Origin of the sequence: Aerococcus urinaehominis, assembly GCF_001543245.1 — a bacterium.
Taxonomy (GTDB): Bacteria; Bacillota; Bacilli; order Lactobacillales; family Aerococcaceae; genus Aerococcus; species Aerococcus urinaehominis.
The window spans coordinates 1,611,595-1,628,418 of record NZ_CP014163.1; the positions used below are offsets into that span (position 1 = coordinate 1,611,595).

Annotated in this window: 18 protein-coding genes; 16 read left to right on the forward strand and 2 right to left on the reverse strand. The window is 36.9% G+C overall.

Annotation, left to right across the window (positions count from 1 at the left end):
- Positions 1–110 precede the first annotated feature (110 nt).
- The 9 genes from AWM75_RS07570 (at position 111) to AWM75_RS07595 (ending at position 9,188) form a co-directional block, all read left to right on the forward strand.
- Positions 111–329, forward strand: a complete 219-nt coding sequence (locus AWM75_RS07570; protein WP_067980374.1) for a helix-turn-helix domain-containing protein — start codon at positions 111–113, stop codon at positions 327–329.
- A gap of 1,285 nt (positions 330–1,614) precedes the next feature.
- Complete coding sequence (locus tag AWM75_RS08710; RefSeq protein WP_143236707.1) at positions 1,615–1,938, forward strand: hypothetical protein; 324 nt, start codon at positions 1,615–1,617, stop codon at positions 1,936–1,938.
- Positions 1,910–3,010: a site-specific DNA-methyltransferase gene (locus tag AWM75_RS08640; RefSeq protein WP_234946635.1), complete on the forward strand. Its 1,101-nt coding sequence runs from the start codon at positions 1,910–1,912 to the stop codon at positions 3,008–3,010. Before AWM75_RS08710 ends, AWM75_RS08640 begins: the two co-directional genes overlap by 29 nt.
- Before the next feature lie 121 nt (positions 3,011–3,131).
- Positions 3,132–3,470 (forward strand): hypothetical protein, encoded by a 339-nt coding sequence (locus AWM75_RS07580; protein ID WP_067980377.1) that lies wholly within the window; start codon positions 3,132–3,134, stop codon positions 3,468–3,470.
- A gap of 2 nt (positions 3,471–3,472) precedes the next feature.
- Complete coding sequence (locus AWM75_RS08880) at positions 3,473–3,991, forward strand: DEAD/DEAH box helicase family protein (RefSeq protein ID WP_200778329.1); 519 nt, start codon at positions 3,473–3,475, stop codon at positions 3,989–3,991.
- Positions 3,961–5,502, forward strand: a complete 1,542-nt coding sequence (locus AWM75_RS08805; protein WP_200778331.1) for a type III restriction-modification system endonuclease — start codon at positions 3,961–3,963, stop codon at positions 5,500–5,502. Before AWM75_RS08880 ends, AWM75_RS08805 begins: the two co-directional genes overlap by 31 nt.
- The gene (locus AWM75_RS08810; protein WP_200778330.1) at positions 5,499–6,437 is read left to right on the forward strand and encodes a restriction endonuclease; all 939 of its coding nucleotides are present in this window, start codon (positions 5,499–5,501) and stop codon (positions 6,435–6,437) included. The genes AWM75_RS08805 and AWM75_RS08810 overlap by 4 nt, the downstream gene beginning before the upstream one ends.
- Positions 6,438–6,471: 34 nt before the next feature.
- The gene (locus AWM75_RS07590; protein ID WP_067980381.1) at positions 6,472–7,500 is read left to right on the forward strand and encodes a dsDNA nuclease domain-containing protein; all 1,029 of its coding nucleotides are present in this window, start codon (positions 6,472–6,474) and stop codon (positions 7,498–7,500) included.
- Positions 7,501–7,502: 2 nt separating this feature from the next.
- Entirely contained in the window at positions 7,503–9,188 is a 1,686-nt protein-coding gene (locus AWM75_RS07595) for a hypothetical protein (RefSeq protein WP_234946636.1), read from the forward strand.
- A 515-nt stretch (positions 9,189–9,703) separates the two neighbouring features.
- On the opposite strand, the gene AWM75_RS08765 is transcribed toward AWM75_RS07595, so the two are convergent.
- Entirely contained in the window at positions 9,704–9,880 is a 177-nt protein-coding gene (locus AWM75_RS08765) for a hypothetical protein (RefSeq protein WP_158320184.1), read from the reverse strand.
- A 193-nt stretch (positions 9,881–10,073) separates the two neighbouring features.
- Positions 10,074–10,430, reverse strand: a complete 357-nt coding sequence (locus tag AWM75_RS08645) for a Fic family protein (protein WP_082702095.1) — start codon at positions 10,428–10,430, stop codon at positions 10,074–10,076.
- On the opposite strand from AWM75_RS08645, the gene AWM75_RS08650 reads away from it, so the two are divergent.
- The 7 genes from AWM75_RS08650 to AWM75_RS07625 all read left to right on the forward strand — a co-directional run bounded on the left by AWM75_RS08650 (position 10,403) and on the right by AWM75_RS07625 (position 16,729).
- Entirely contained in the window at positions 10,403–10,588 is a 186-nt protein-coding gene (locus tag AWM75_RS08650; protein WP_074572674.1) for an amidohydrolase family protein, read from the forward strand. The two genes, AWM75_RS08645 and AWM75_RS08650, sit on opposite strands and share 28 nt — an antisense overlap.
- A gap of 208 nt (positions 10,589–10,796) precedes the next feature.
- Positions 10,797–11,642: an ABC transporter substrate-binding protein gene (locus tag AWM75_RS07600; protein ID WP_067980388.1), complete on the forward strand. Its 846-nt coding sequence runs from the start codon at positions 10,797–10,799 to the stop codon at positions 11,640–11,642.
- Between the two features lie 158 nt (positions 11,643–11,800).
- The gene (locus AWM75_RS07605) at positions 11,801–13,153 is read left to right on the forward strand and encodes an ISL3 family transposase (protein ID WP_067980391.1); all 1,353 of its coding nucleotides are present in this window, start codon (positions 11,801–11,803) and stop codon (positions 13,151–13,153) included.
- Positions 13,154–13,750: 597 nt separating this feature from the next.
- Positions 13,751–14,404: an amino acid ABC transporter permease gene (locus AWM75_RS07610; RefSeq protein ID WP_067980394.1), complete on the forward strand. Its 654-nt coding sequence runs from the start codon at positions 13,751–13,753 to the stop codon at positions 14,402–14,404.
- Complete coding sequence (locus AWM75_RS07615) at positions 14,391–15,071, forward strand: amino acid ABC transporter permease (protein ID WP_067980396.1); 681 nt, start codon at positions 14,391–14,393, stop codon at positions 15,069–15,071. The genes AWM75_RS07610 and AWM75_RS07615 overlap by 14 nt, the downstream gene beginning before the upstream one ends.
- Positions 15,071–15,832, forward strand: a complete 762-nt coding sequence (locus AWM75_RS07620) for an amino acid ABC transporter ATP-binding protein (protein WP_067980399.1) — start codon at positions 15,071–15,073, stop codon at positions 15,830–15,832. The genes AWM75_RS07615 and AWM75_RS07620 overlap by 1 nt, the downstream gene beginning before the upstream one ends.
- Before the next feature lie 21 nt (positions 15,833–15,853).
- Positions 15,854–16,729: a transporter substrate-binding domain-containing protein gene (locus tag AWM75_RS07625; protein ID WP_067980404.1), complete on the forward strand. Its 876-nt coding sequence runs from the start codon at positions 15,854–15,856 to the stop codon at positions 16,727–16,729.
- Positions 16,730–16,824: the final 95 nt, after the last annotated feature.

The following is a 16,824-nucleotide window of genomic DNA, read 5'->3' on the forward strand; positions in this document are numbered from 1 at the left end:
CTGAGTTTTGTTTATCTTTAATTAAATAGTTGTAGGAATTATATATCAAGTTTGAGGAATATTCTTTGATATAATAATATTATTGGATAGGAATTCATGAAGGGAGTATTATGGTTTTTGATTATAGTAAGCTATGGGTTATGTTGAAAAAACGAGGTATGACCCGAGAAGACTTAAGAATGCAAACAAAGATGTCTTCAACAACAATGGCTAGAATGGGGAAAAATAAAACGGTTAGTTTAAGCGTACTGGGGAGAATTTGCGAGACTTTATCTTGTGATGTTGGGGATATTATTCGTTATTCTAAAAATGACAATCCAAATTTTTAGATAAATTAGATTAATCAATTTTTATATAAATTTTAGTTTAGCTAACTATTGTTAAGCGTTAGAAGTTAAAATGAATGCGATATTTGCATTAAAAAATAGGTGTTTTCTTATACATTTAAGTTAGTCTATTCAATTGCTGAGAAGAATATTTACATAAATACTGATACTACATTACTGCATAAGATGCAATAAAGGAATTATGTAATCGAGTACGCATTTAAGCGTTATAATAATGACTTGTTGCTCGCCGATACCATAAATAACAATATAGTGTTAAGTGATGATATGACTTTTTGGATGGCAGATAAGAAACTTTAATCTGTCTGAAAAAAGCATCGATAAAGATTTCCTATAAATTAAATTAATAAACCAGGGTTTTGTGTATGAGGGCTTGAGTTAAATATGCGTTGCAGAGTTACCTTATTATCTATAAAGGTAGTTATGACACTATTTGTGAATAAATTTCTTAAGAAGACCGTAAGAAAGTAGTTAGTACATCTATAAGTACATGCTATATCTAGGTTGAAACTAGACGAAGCTACATAGCCAACCAAAAGCGAATGTGTTCAATTATATATCTAAAGAATGACACCCATCGTATTCGTTGTTATTAAATAAACTCGGATGCTGAATGCTAGCTTAAACGTTACTGTGAAATTGTAGATGAAAAAGCAATCATCCATACAAATTTTCATCAAGTTTAGAATATTACGACTTAGGCCCCAAAAATAAAAAAAGGTTTAAACAGTTATTAGTAATAAATTTTTAAAGATTCGATGGAGAACGGTAAGTTTTTAGATCAGTTAAACATAAGTGTATATAGCTCAGCAAGAAGATTGGCAGTTATGATATCCGTACATATTTGGCAGTAGAAAAATGGTATCGATGAACGGATTTATAAGGAAACACTAGAATAGCTCGAATATTGAACTAAAACATATAAATTGAAATATAAAATTGGCGGTGTGGTCTTTAGATCCCACTGTCTTCTTTGGTTAAAAAAAGTAGTAATACATCTGGTAAAATTGTAACAAGAAAGTTCATACTTGTGAAACAAGGGACTGTAATATTAAAGTTGCCTATAATTAATGTACTATGGAAGATTTTTATAGGCAAAAAAGCGTAAGAAAAATTTAAGTGAGAAAGCTGGACTTGCACCTTCAACCGTATCCTAAGTAGGAGAAGATGAATTTGTTTCAATGAACGTGCTATATCAAATCAGTTAAATTTTGGATGTTGATTTTGGGGATACATTGTCGATGAATGTTACATAGGAGGAAAATAAATGATTGGAAATCAATTAAAGAAAAATAAAAATATTAATCCCAATAGTTATGAAATAAAAAAATTAAAAGAAGTGCTGCCCCAATTTTTTAATAATAAAGGAGAATTTTTAATAGATAAATTTAACCATTTTCTAAAATTAGAAGAGGTTGAGCTATCTAAAGAAGGCTATGAACTAGAGTTTTTAGGTAAGTCTTATGCTAAATACCTTAGCTCCTTAGAATCAGAGACATATATTTCTCCAGATATAGAGCATAATTCTAAAGAAGAGAACCGAAAAAGTAAAATGTATTTATATCGATCCCCCGTACAATACGGGCACTGATGGCTTTGTTTATCCTGATAACTTTAAGTTTAATTCGAAAGAACTCTCCGCAAAAATTGGAATTTCAGAAGAAGAGGCTAATAGAATAATTGATTTAGCTGGGAAAAGTACGCATTCTGCTTGGCTTACTTTTATGTACCCAAGACTATTGCTCGCTAGGGATTTATTAGAAAATGAAGGGATAATTTTTATTTCTATTGATGATAATGAACAAGCAAATTTAAGGTTAATATGTGATGAAATTTTTGGTGAGGAAAATTTTGTCGGTTGCTTTTCAAGAGCAACTGGTACAACTACGGGTCAAGACGCTAATAAAGTTGGAAGCTCTTTAGATTATTGCCTTGCTTATTCTAAAACAAATTTATTTGATTTGGGAGGAATACCATTAAGTGAACAGGATTCAAAAAGGTTTAATAAAATTGATGAAAAAGGAAGTTATTCTATTCTTCAATTAAGAAAAACTGGTAATGAGGATAGAAAAGAAGATCGGGAGACAATGTTTTTTCCAATAGAAGCTCCAGACGGAAGCGAAGTTTATCCGTTTGGTCCTGAAAACTATTTAAGCAGATGGAGAATGTCCAATGATAGCTATTTAGAACTTGTCGAAAAGGAAATGATACACTGGGAATATAAAGAAAGACCTGAATTAATTGTTGATGGATATAAAAGATCTAATTGGACACCTTATGTGAAATACTACTTAGAGGGAAGAACTAAGCAAATATCAAATTTACTGATTGGAACTGAAGGAAATAAAAAAGCCTCAATTCATTTAAAAAACTTATTTGGAGCTAAGGATGTCTTTACTAACCCCAAACCAATTGAATTTATTGAAATATTATTACAAATTTCACAATCAGAAAACTCTATAGTACTTGATTTTTTCTCTGGATCCAGTACAACAGCTGAAGCAGTATTAAAACTAAATGCTGAAAAAAATAGTCATATAAAATATATTATGGTTCAATTGCCAGAACAGATTGATGAGAATAAACCAGCTTATAAACTAGGTTATAAAACAATTGATGAAGTCGGGAGCGCTAGAATAGAAAAAGCAGCAAAAAAAAATTAAAGAAGAAACTAATGCGGATATAGATTATGGATATAAGCTCTACTTCTTAGAAACTCCAAGTGAAAAAACACTTTTAGAATTAGAAAACTTTGAACCAGACATTAAATTGATTACGGATGACATGATTTCTGTATTTGATAATGGGCATGCTAAAGGAAAACAAAACATACTGACAACTTGGCTCAATAAAGACGGTTATGGCCTGTCAAAAAATTCAAAACCCTATGAGCTAAAACAATATCTGGCAGATTTGATTGAAAAATCTGTTTATATAATCGATGAAGGTTTAGAAGATGAAGATGTAATGACTTTAATTAAACGGATTGAAAATGAAGAATTAGATATTACTAGAGTAGTTGTGTATGTTCACTCTGTTCGTTTTAGTGTTCTACAAGAGGTGAGAAAAAATCTCAAAGTTTTAAGAAACAACAAGAATGTGGCATTGATTGAGAGGTTTTAATAATGAGCATAGAACTATCAATTCTACCTCACCAAAATGATTTTCTAAAAGCGCTGCGAAAAGCCTATGAAGATATTCGGGTTATACCAGGTGAAGATATCCATCAAAATCCTGTGATCGATTTATCGGACAATAAAATTAGGGAGAATATCAATGATTTATGGAATGGTTATGAAGATTTACAAGCAATTCCGAAATTATGGCGTACAAGAGATGATGAGGACTATCTAGGTATTGATATTCGCATGGAAACAGGTACTGGTAAAACGTACTGCTATACTAGAATGATGTATGAACTTAATGAAATGTATGGATTTAATAAGTTTATTCTCTTAGTGCCTTCAACACCAATTAAAGAAGGATGCAAGAGTTTTCTTCAAGCAGACTATAGTAAAAGGCATTTCGCTGATTTGTATCCAAATAAAGCTCTAGATTTGTCCATATTAGAACCTCAAAAAAAAGCTAAAGGCAGGAAAATGTCCCGACAGCTATCTCTGAATTTGCAAGAGGAACAAGTTTAGAGAAAAATCGATTTTCTGTTTTATTAATGACCTCTGGTATGCTTTTGTCTAATGCAACTATGGCAAAGGATGATTATGATCAAACTATTTTAGGTAACTTCACCCAACCATACGAAACTTTAAGAGCGACTAAACCTATCGTCATTATCGATGAACCTCATCGATTTAAAAAAGAGAATCAAGCTTACAAAAGGATATTAGAAGAAATTAAGCCTCAATGTATTATTCGTTTTGGGGCGACTTTCCCTGATAAAAAAGGATCTAAAGATAAAGATTATAACAATTTAATTTTCAACCTTGGCTCAAGTCAAGCCTTTAATCAGAATTTAGTAAAAGGTGTGGAGACCTTTATGATTGACGCTGAAAAGGAAAATGAAACTAAGTTAAAACTTATGGATTTTAAGAGAAATCCTAAAGTTTGTACTTTTAGAGATGAAGAAACAAAGAAATTTCAAGAACTATCAAAAGGTGACAATCTTTCTGTTTTTGGTGAGGAGTTTTCAGGCATTAATATTGAAGAGATAGGGCCAACATCTGATGAATCGATTAAAAGTGGTGTAACTTTATCCAATGGCCAGATCTTAGCAAAAAGCGACATAGTTTATGGGGGGGTTTATACAGAGACTTATCAAGAACTTATGTTAAGGCAGTCTATTATTAACCATCTTGAGACCGAAAAAGAAAATTTCTTACGAGGTAATAAGATAAAAACCTTAAGTTTGTATTTTATTGATTCTGTTAGGTCTTATCGAGATGAAGAAGGTGGGCCTGGCCATTTAAGAATCAAATTTGAAAACATGCTATCAGAAGCTCTTAACAGAGAAATCCATTCAATAGGAAATACAAAAGACCAGAGGTTGCAAGAATATAAGTCTTACCTTGAATCTTCTTTAGCAGATATTTCAAAAACCAATGGAGGATATTTTAGTGAGGATAATTCTACTTCAGAGGAGGATATTCAAAACGAAGTCGATAAAATTCTAAGAGATAAAGAGTTTTTGTTGGATTTTCATGATGCAAAAGACAATTGGAATACTATGCGTTTTATTTTTTCAAAATGGACATTGAAAGAAGGCTGGGATAACCCTAATGTATTTCAAATTGTTAAGCTAAGGTCATCTGGCTCAGAAATTAGCAAACTACAAGAAGTTGGACGAGGACTTAGACTTCCAGTAGATGAGAAGGGAAGAAGAATTGCAGATGAGCAGTTTTATCTTAGGTATCTCATTGACTATTCTGAAAAAGGTTTCGCAAGCAAATTACTTGGAGAAATTCAAGCGGATACACCTGGACGAAGCATGAATATCAAAAAATCGCTTGCTAAAATTGCCAAGATTAGAAATAAGTCAGAGAATGAAATCTTTGGCGAGATGCTTATGAAGCAATACATTGATTTTGAGGGAAACATTCAACCTGAAAAAATCGATGATCTATATGCAGACTATCCTGAAGCATTAGCCGAGCTTAAGCCCAATAAGGTTCTTGACGGTAATAAGAAAAAAACTTTGTGAAGGTTAGAAAAGATAAGTTTGATGATATTAGCGACCTGTGGATAACGATTAATAAAAAATATTATTTAAAATTTGAAGACATACCTGATGAAGAAATAAGTGAAGCTCTTTATGATGTATTGAATGCTGATATCTATAGAGATATGACTATAGATGTCAGAGCAAGAAGAACGGAGTCTTCAGAGGGTGAGATTATATTACGTGAACGTGTAGCAAACTATTTCTTCGGAGATGACAAAATAACATATGGTAATTTTCTTAAAGAAATTAATAGACAGACGGGTATTCCTATAAACATAGTTCATAAGACGTTGTGTAAATTTAATGATGAACAAGGCGAAATTGATAATCGCTTATTTACAAGTACTGGCATTGCTTTAGCTGTAAGAAAATTCAACAAATGGCTTGATGAAAAATTATTGAAGAAGTTTTCATATAAACCATTAGATGTTGATGCGAAAGAAACAAGCTTGACAGATTACAATGGAGATGTTGTAAATCACATATCTCAAGGAGTTTTAGGTATTCATCGTGATGATACTATAGATGTACCAGAACGCTTTATCTATGATAGCTTAATTTATGATAGTCCTAAAGAGCGGCAGACTCTTTTATCAAGCGATATTGAGGAAGTAGTTGTGTTTGGAAAAATTCCTAGAAAGTCAATTCAAATACCTTTGTTTATGGGGGGGACGACAAGCCCAGATTTCATGTACGTGATAAATTCTGAGGATGGCAAATATGAAATTAATTTTATTGTTGAAACCAAAGATATGGATGATGATAAAGGATTAAGACGTGGGGAAGAATACAGGATTAAATCGGCGGAGAGATTCTTTGAGACATTAAAGCAAGAAGGTGTGAATGTCGTGTTTGAGAAACAGCTTAAAAATGACGATATTGTAGCTATGATTAAGGAAATTTCAAAATTATAGATTATGTAAGAAATGGCAGAAAGGAGGAAAGGTGATGAGCTATTCAGACTACTACATGAACTTGCCATTGGATTTAGCTGGAAGTAGAACTAAAAATAGATTTAGAGTGGAATTACTGTGGGGAATAAGTAAATTAATTGATGCACACGAGAAAGATGGTGATTATACACTCATATTTGATTTTAAATGTGATATAGAACTTCATTATGAAGATGGAGTTGAGTTTTATCAGGTAAAGACTATGAGTAGAGGAAATTATAACCTTAAAAAGCTTACAAACCGTACGGGAAATTCCAATTCTATCTTAGGAAAATTGTATGCTTTATATACACCTAGTGAAAAAGTAAAGTTAGCAGTAGTCTGCAATAAATATCTTAAAGTCGGTAAAAATGAGGATTTGAGGTCCGAGGTATGCTTAGGAGAGCTTAATAAAGAATCTTTGAAGTTGATCAAGCAAAAGTTGATAGAAGAATTAGATATCAAAGATGTTAGTCTGGAGAACACCTTCTACATATGTGATGGAACGGACTTGAATAAACCGCACCATGCGTTATTAGGAAAATTAGTAGAATCATTCGAAAAAATTAAACATGAAGAACCTAACAATCCAAATGCTTTATACAGACTTGTTTCCGAAACCGCTCAGCAGAAAGCTTGTTACGAGGAGAATATTACAACTTATGAGGATGTAAAAAAATTAAAAGGAATATCCAGAGCTGAGTTTGATAAAATGCTTGAATCCCATAGAAAAAAATCATTAACAGGTATCGAGCTAACAAGGAAATACATTAGCGGCTTGCCTGTCAATGAAAGAAGACGCTATAATATGGCTCTTACTGACTTGTTAAATAATGAACATAGTCATGATTTAAGAAACTTAGAAGTATCGATTTTTGATTATATATTAAGTAATGAAGACTTGATAATCGATGAGGATTCACTAATTAGTAATTTGAGTGCAGAATTTGACAAAGAATTTACTGTAGAGTATTCCCAAGAATTTAAGCATATAGTCTATCTCAAAATATTTTATATATATGTTGAAGGAGGTGACGTCTATTGAACGTGATATTCGAGAAAATATTCATATTTGATATTCTAACAGAAGAGGCTTTTGTAACTAGTTTTGATAAAGGTGTAAATATTATCACCTCAAGCAGCGTTGATGGTACAGATAGAGGAAAATCTGTTTTATTAAGAAGCTTATATCATGTGCTTGGTGCAGATTCTCACTTTGATAAAAAATGGAAAAATCAAAACAAGGTATATTTGTTAGAATTTTTAGTTGAAAAAAGGAAGTATTATATTTATCGACATCAAAAGCTCTTTAAAGCTTTTGATAAAGATATAAATATAATTTTTCAAACATTTTCAAGAACAGAACTAGCAGATTTTTTGGGAGATATTTGGTCATTTAAAATATTTTTGCCAAACAGGGATACAAAAATGCTGGAACTTGCTCCCCCCGCATATACCTATGTAATGAATTTTATAGATCAAGATTTTTATGATGGGACCAAATTTAATTCATTTAGAAACTTGGGTCAATATAGGAATTTTAAACCAGACGTGATTTATTCTCACCTTGGAGTATATAATAAGCAATATTTTGAACGGATAAAAAACAAACAAAACTTGCTTGAAGAAATAGCGCAATCAGAATCTGAATATTCTAAAGTTAATGAGATGAAAATAAAGATATCAGGATTAATAGGGAATATTATAGTACCTGAAAATATAGAGGAGTTAGAAAATGAACTATGTATAAAATCCAAGGAATATAATACGCTACTTGATTCTATGAATGAAATTAGATACAAATTGACAAACTTTAGAAATGAAAAATATGAACTAGAAGTAGCCATTAGTCAAATAGAGAAATACAGAGAAACTAAAGAGCAAGAAATAAATAGTATTTTTATGAATAGTACGTGTCCAGAATGTCATACAGTCTTAAGTAATACGATTGATTTAAGGAGCAAACGCTATAATTCAATTGAAGATTCGATATATATTAAAGATAGTATATTTATAGCAATGAAAAAAGTGGAACAAAATATTATTCAATTGGAAAATCAATATCGTTATCTGTCAAATAAAATGCAGTCATATAAAAATAATATTAACTCAACAAAGGATGAAATTGATAATTATGCAAGCTATAAGGGATTAAATGATTTATATAATAGCTTAAATAGAGATATGTATACTGAATATCACAATCAATTGAAGTTGAAAGATAAAGTGGAAGATATTGATGAGGAGTTAAAAACAGTAGGTGAAGAGAAATCCGATATTAATAAAAAATATCATGCATTGATTAATGAAATGGTATTAAAATTTGGGCTAAACGAGTTAGAAGATAGTCAATATAAATCTATTCATAGAGTGTTCTGTGCTAGCGGAAGCAATAAGCCAATATCAACTGTCATCTGGTATTTTTCTTTAAATAATCTAAAAAAAGGTATTAACGCGAACTCAGTATTTTTACCTATGGTATTAGATAGTCCTAAGAATGCTGAGATGGACGAGGATAAGGAGCAAGCTTTAATAAAATATATTTTAGAAGGAGCATCTAATTATGCTCAATTGATTTTTTCTTCTATAGGATTTAAACAAGGTGATTTTCATTTTTATGGTAATTTAAAAATCATTGAGTTGAATAATGATAAGTATCAGTTATTAGATAAAAAGAGCTATATGGAACACCAACCGTTATTGGAATGGGTTTTGAACGCGCAATTAATATAAAAATGAAATTTTAATTTAACCAAATATTGTATCTGTTTGTTGATAAATTTGATTTTAATTTTTAATCTCCTTTTTAAAAATAAATTTATCTTATTTTAATTAGGAGATTAAATAATTTTGAATATCTTTTAGCTTTAACTTTATTGTTAGATAAGGTCACTGGGAAAAAATTTATAGCAATTTTTTTGTTTTATAATTTAAGTTGAAATATGTTCTCTAAAATATTTTCGAACAATTTGGTTTAAGGGTTTGAAATTAAGATTTGTTTTGCTTGCTTCAAATAATTTAATTATTTATGCTTGATTTTACTAAATTAAATGGAAACTAATTAGAAGATTATTTATAAATTATTTCCAATTCAACCCATAAAATTTATCTGCTTTGGAATATTCTAAAGAGGAATAGCGTAAATTTTTAGACTACTTTTTAATGCCTCCGTTGCATCCTTATTAGCTGTCATCTGGGCTGGGACATGGCGCCTAATGTAGCTAGACCGGTGGAGGTAATCAGTAAGGCTAGGCTGTGCCAGGGTTTAGTTTGGCTATGGCAACCAGTCCAGTTGGGTGTTCGATAATCAGGCTAATAGGCAGGGTGGCAGCGTAGGCTACACCGAGACCAATGAGATCGGATAGGATACCTAAAATAAGGGTTTCAGAGTCGAAGCCCCGGATGAGGTTCCCTTGCTGATACATAGAGTCATGAGTAGACCGAGTTCCTTAATTCGGGCTTGAAATGCTGTTCAAAAATCATAGCAAACTACACTTACACCCAAAAACCCCGTTTGAATTTCTCAAGCGGGGTTAAATCATTTATGCTAATCAATCACTATACCTAACGAGGCTAATTTTTCACTATATGTTACTTGTGAGATTTTTATGACGGCTGTTAAGTCATCAGTCTGGCCAGACCTATAGGTATCAAGGGTTTCTTTGTAGTCAATTTGTTGGTCATTTTGAATGACAAAGGGCAGGTGTTATTTCTAAGGCATTCTTTATACATGATTAAGCGACCAACTCTGCCGTTTCCGTCGGCAAATGGATGAATATTTTCAAAATTTACGTGAAAGGCGATGATATCTGTTAAGCTGTTACCTTTCTTATATTCATAAGAAAATAATAAAGTCTCCATGTCTTCTTCAGTTCGCTCGGCATGGGAGGTCTGGACAATACCGACTTGATTATTCCAGACCTTATATTTACCTGACTCCCAGTGATATGTATGACCCTGAGGCCATGCAGCTATGCCTGGACTTAATTGGTCCGGAACGGGTGCTCTGGTCTATGGACTATCCCTATGTCAAACGCCAGGACAGTCGCGACTTTTTAGCTAGCATGCATCTTTCTGACCAAGACCTGGCAATGATTAGCCAGGCTAATGCTGAGCGGCTTTTTAAAGTCTAGGGCCAGCCCTCACATCCTATCTAGTCGGGTTCCAAGAAGCTGAACTGAAGTCCTTTCATAAAATCCGACACAATATCTGCGATATTGGTCGTTTTTATTCCAAGGATTCAGTTCTTAACGCCAGCCCTCACATCCTCTTGCAAGCCTTTTTATTGCAAACACGCCCCAAGACTTCTATACTAGACGATAGAATAGGGAGGTTGATCAAATGACAGAATTTAAGAGTTTTTATGATGCAACATCTACCATCCAAATTGACGAACCGGTTGAGCGTGTGGTGGTCACTGGTTATCCTGATTATGATAGCCTGGTTGCCCTAGGTTTAGCTGACAAGATTGTGGCAGCGCCTAAGAGCCACCAACCCAAGTATCTCGGTCAAATCAGTGCTGATATTGCCGATATTGGTAACTTGCATGATCCTGATTTAGAGGTGATTAAGGCGGCTAAACCAGACCTCATTATCTTGTCAGAACGGGCGCGTAAGCACAGTCAGGAACTTAGCCAAATTGCGCCAGTGTTCCATTATGAGACGACCAATGAGCATTATTGGCAACACTTCCGCGACATTAACCTGGAGTTGGCTAAGATTTTCGACAAGGAAGACCAGGCCCAGGCCTTGATTGCGGCGTTGGACCAAGCTGCCAACCAGGTTCAGGCCTATAATGCGGACCATAGTGACCAGAAAACCTTGACCCTAATGTTGAGTGAGGGTGACTACCGTGATTTTTCAGGTCATTCGCGTTTTGCCTTTATCTACCAATACCTCAATTTCCAAACGGCTGACAATACGGAAATCACGGCGGCACATGGTCGCCAGGTGACGGGGGCGGAAATTGATGATATGAATCCTGACCGTATTTTTGTGATTGACCGGACGGCTGCCATTTCTGCCGCTGATGATGAGGACTTATTGGCTAGCCCAGCCCTCAAGGAAACCAAGGCCAGCCAGGCAGGGGCGGTTTACGAATTGAGTCCCGATCTCTGGTACTTATCTGGTGGCGGACTTGAGTCAACTAAACAACAGATTGCCGAAATCCAAAAGGCCCTGCACTAATCAGCTTAAGCTGATAGAGGAGCTGGCGGATTTTGGTTCTATACTTTTTGGTGTTGGTGAGTAAAAACTCACTGACACCTTTTTTTATTTGGAATCACAAAAAGCCAGTGAATTCTTTATAATTAAGTTGTCAGACAAAACTACAAAGGAGAATTCACATGGCTCAAAATGATTGTATCAAAAACCTATTAAGTATTACAGACGAAAATATTAAATTAGAGGACAAGGTAACGATTAAAAAGATTAAACAAGTGACTCATAAAGTAATCTACGGCACACTAACTTATCAACCAGACAGCTGTCCAAATTGCCTCCATAAGGAGGCTGACCAAGCTAGTATTATTAAGCATGGTTATAAACTATCGCGCATTTTAATAGGTGAATTCAACACACAACCAATCTCTTTAGTATTAAAAAAACAGCGATTTTTCTGTAAAAATTGCCAAATTACGTTTACAGCCTCTTCTAATCTAGTTGCTAAAAATTGCTTTATTAGTCGCCAAATCAAGTGTTTAGCGATACAAGAATTATCAGAGTCGCAAAGTATGTCCTTAATCGCTAAAAAACTTAATATTTCAAATTCTACGGTTATTCGTCTGCTTGAATCGACTGCTAAACAATTCAAACAAAGTTACCGGCAACTACCTAGGCATTTATCTATTGATGAGTTTAAATCTGTTAAAAATGTCTCAGGCGCTATGTCTTGCATCCTAGTGGATGCAGCTAATCATCGTTTATTTGATATATTAGAAGATCGGACGCAAGCTTATTTAAGAGATTATTTTATGCGTTTCCCTCTGGAAAAGAGAAAGCTAGTTGAAACGATTACCATGGATATGTACTCACCTTATTATGATTTTTTACAACAAATCTTTCCAAATGCGAAAATTATTATTGACCGATTCCATATTGTTCAACTACTGAATCAGACTTTGAATAGCCAACGGATTCTTGTGATGAATCAACAACCTAAGCAATCAACACACTATCGGAAATTGAAACAGTTATGGAAGCTGATTTTAAAGAACCAAGAAGCACTGAATAGTGTTAATTACCGCACACATCGCTTATTTGATGGCCTTATAACAGAAGCAGGTATAGTTGAATTTATGCTTAATATCGACAGTAAATTTAGAAAAGTCTATGATGTCGTCAATGAGCTCAAATATCACCTTAAAACAGGGAATATCAATGCTTTCCTACATACAATTAGTCGCAATAAGAGCCAACGGCTCCCGAAGAAATTGAGAAAAACGATGAATACTCTGCTCAAATACTTACCTGCTATTATCAATAGCTTTCGTTATACACTTTCCAATGGGCCAATTGAGGGTATGAATAATAAAATTAAGAATATTAAGCGTTCCGGATTTGGTTACCGCAATTTTTATCATTTAAGGGCAAGGGCTTTTCTTTCCTTTAAATCATATGAGGTAAAGAGGGAAAATAAACCTACCATAAATAGAAAGATTGAAAAGCTAGATACAGAATCTAGGGCCCTATGTGCCTAAGTTAAAAGATATTTTTTACTAGAGGCGGAAGAGAATGGGCATCTGTTAGCCATGTTAAGCACGCCAAAGAAATACAAGCTGTGACAATCCTAGAGCCGTAGGAGCAAAGCGACGTACGGATATAGCGATTGACTACAGCTTGTTTGAGGCTGGCGAGGTGAGAGACCTTGGCTCGAACCGGTGCTATGGCTGTTGAACAGATGACCAATTCTCTGGAGACTCTAGCCTATGGCTAGAAAAAATAAAAAAGACCGAAGTCAAAACTTCGATCTTTAATGTCACCAACACTATTTGACAAAGAGCCCGGATTTTAAGTGATTAAATGACATAAAGAGCTGAAGCATGTGTTCTGAGGACAGTGCTTTGGCTCTTTTTTTGTGGTTTTTTGTGGGGAGGTCCTGATTCCTGGTTAACCTCAGTAGGCTAGAGGGTTTGGCCTGCTTGCCTCGGTCCGCCTAGAGCTAGTTAATAAGGGGCCAGTAATCGTTTGGACTAATCACCTGAGTTCGCAAACCGGTTAAGCAATTCTGCCCGCAATCCGGTATGATAAAACTATCATATAAACTGATATTTATTGACAAGAAAGAAGGGTGGTTGATGAGTTTAGAAATGATTGCCAGGGCCTTGCCCCTTTATATCGAGGCTTTCGCCAATACCCTGTTGCTGGGGGCTACTGGGGTGGTGCTGAGCCTGGTCCTGGGCTTTCTAGCCAGCCTGGCGGTCTACTTCAAGCTGCCGGTTGTTAGTCCCTTGCTCAGGGCTTATGTGGAAGTAGCCCGCAATACGCCATTATTAATCCAACTGTTTTTTCTCTATTATGGCCTGCCCAAGCTGGGTTTGACCATGGAGAAGGAGACGGTGGCGATTGTCGGTTTGACCTTTCTAGGGACGGCTTATATGCTGGAGGCTTTTCGATCAGCCTATGAGGCGGTGCCCAAGAGCCAGGTTGAATCTGGCCGGGCCTTGGCCCTCAGTCCCTGGCAGCTGGCCCGCTATGTGATTTTTCCCCAGGCCCTACCAGTCAGCCTCTCATCATTAGGGGCCAATGCGATTTTTCTCTTGAAGGAGACCTCGGTTTTATCTGGGATTGCCATTATGGATTTGACCAACCAAACTCGAAATTTAATTGGTCTCTATTACCGGACGGGGGAATACCTCCTGCTTTTGGTAGGCTTTTATATCCTCTTGATTTTACCGGTCATTATTATCTTAAACTTGCTGGAGAGGAGGCTGGCTCGTGTCCGGATATGAAGTTATTTTTGCGGGTCAGAACCTGGCCCGAATCTTTGCTGGTTTGGTGACAGCTGGGCAAATTTCCCTCTTGTCCCTGATTTTAGGCTTGCCTCTAGGAATTATCCTGGGTATTTTACGGACCCTGGGTAGGCAGTGGGTGGAAGTAATTCTTAAGCTCTATCTGGAGATGGTGAGGATTCTGCCCCTCTTGGTCTTACTCTATGTCTTCTACTATAGTCTGCCCCAGGTTAGTTCGGCCACTTGGTCCAATTTTACGGTTTCGGTTTTGGTCTTTGTGATTTGGGTATCTGCTGAAGTGTCAGACCTGGTCCAGGCTGCGATCCGGGCTATTCCTAAAAGCCAACTGGATAGTGCCCGGGCCCTGGCCTTGTCACCGGGGCAAATTTACCGCTATGTCATCCTGCCCCAGTGCCTGCGCAGCCTGATTGCCCCCTGTGTCAACCTGATTACTCGGGTCTTTAAGTCGACCTCTATCTTGTTGATGATTGGGGTGGATGAGATCATCCGCATCGGCACCCAGATTATTGAAAATTATACCTATACCGTACCGACGGCTTCCTTTTGGGTCTATGGCTTTATCTTTTGCCTGTGTTTTGCGATTTGTTTCCCCATTAGCCAGCTGTCCAAGTACCTGGAAAAACGTTTAGGAAAGGAGCTTTCTTGATGACCGAAAATTTAATGCAAATCCGCGGTGTCCATAAAAGCTTTGGCGACAAGGAAATCCTCCGCGGGATTGACCTGGATATCCCACTAGGCCAGGTGACCACGATTATTGGGCCCTCTGGTTCGGGCAAGTCGACCCTCCTGCGTTGCCTCAATGGTTTGGAAAAGATTGACCAAGGCAGTCTGGTCTTTAAGGGCCAGGAAATAGGGGCCAGGGAAGCAGACTGGCAGAACCTGCGCCAGGAGATTGGCATGGTTTTTCAGTCCTATGACCTCTTTCCTAATCTGTCGATTCTAGACAATTGCTGCCTGGCGCCCATTAAGGTTTTAGGTCAGGCTCCTGACCAAGCTCAGGACACGGCCCGCCAACTTTTGGCCCAGGTGGGTCTGGCTGGCTATGAAGACCGCAAGCCGAGTGCCTTGTCAGGGGGACAAAAGCAAAGGGTGGCTATTGTTCGCTGCTTGTGCATGGCGCCTAGCCTAATTCTCTTAGACGAGATTACGGCTTCCTTGGATCCTGAGATTGTCAATGAGGTCTTGCTGGTGATATTAGACCTGGCCAAGCAGGACAAGACCATGGTCATTGTGACCCATGAGATGTCTTTTGCCCGCCGTGTCAGTGACCAAATTGTCTTCCTCGACCAGGGCCAGGTGGTGGAGGTCAGCCCGGTTGCAGCCTTCTTTGACCGGCCCCAAAGCCAACGGGCCCAGGATTTCCTGGCCAGTTTGAATTTTGATAATTTTTTAGCAGCCAATGCTTAATATTTGAAAGGAATGAATATAATGAAAAATATCAAGAAATATCTTTCCCTAGCCCTAATTTTTGCCCTCAGCCTAGTCTTGGTGGCCTGCGGGGCTGGTGGTAGCGACTCGTCAGCTAGTGGCGACCAAGCCAATTCTGGCACAGACAATAGCCTCCAAGCGGTTAAGGACCGCGATGTCCTACGGGTAGCGGTTTGGGGCGACCTCAAGCCTTATTCTTGGGTGGATGAAAATGGTAACTACCAAGGTTATGCTGTCCAACTATCTCGCAAGATGGCCCAAGACCTCTTGGGGGACCCAGACAAGGTGGAATTTGTGACCGTGAACGCTGAAGAGCGGGTAGAATCGCTTAATGCTGACCGGGTAGACGTGGTCATGGCCACCTTTACCAAGACACCTGAACGTGAAGAGGTAGTTGACTTCGCCGACCCTTATATGAAGGTGGCCATCGGTCTGGCCTCACCTAAGGACGCCCCGATTAGCTCAGCCGACCAGCTGGCTGGTAAGAAGATTATCCTCAACAAGGGTACCACTGCTGAGGTCCTCTTTACTGAGGAATATCCTGATGCGGAATTGGAAAAATATGAGTCTAAGCACCAACAATTCCAAGCCTTGGCGGATGGCCGTGGCGATGGTTTGGTTGATGACAACTCCTATCTTTTCCCTTGGGTAAAAGAGAACCCAGACTTCGTAGTATCTATTAAGGAATTAGGTCCGGTGCAAACCAACAACCCAGCGGTTAAAAAGGGCAATACCAGCCTCTTAAACTGGATCAATGAAACTTATGCCCAATACAGCAAAGATGGCGTGTTTAAAGACTTGTATGACCAAGAGCTAGCCCCATTCTTTGGTGAAGGCGTCACTGAGCAGGATATCCTTTTAGATGAGCAACTCTAAGCTTTTAGCTAAGCATGCTGTGGGCCTAAAGAGGTTTAGTCAAATACCATAAAATAAAACAGTCCCTGGCAAACTGGATGACAGTTGGCGGGGAC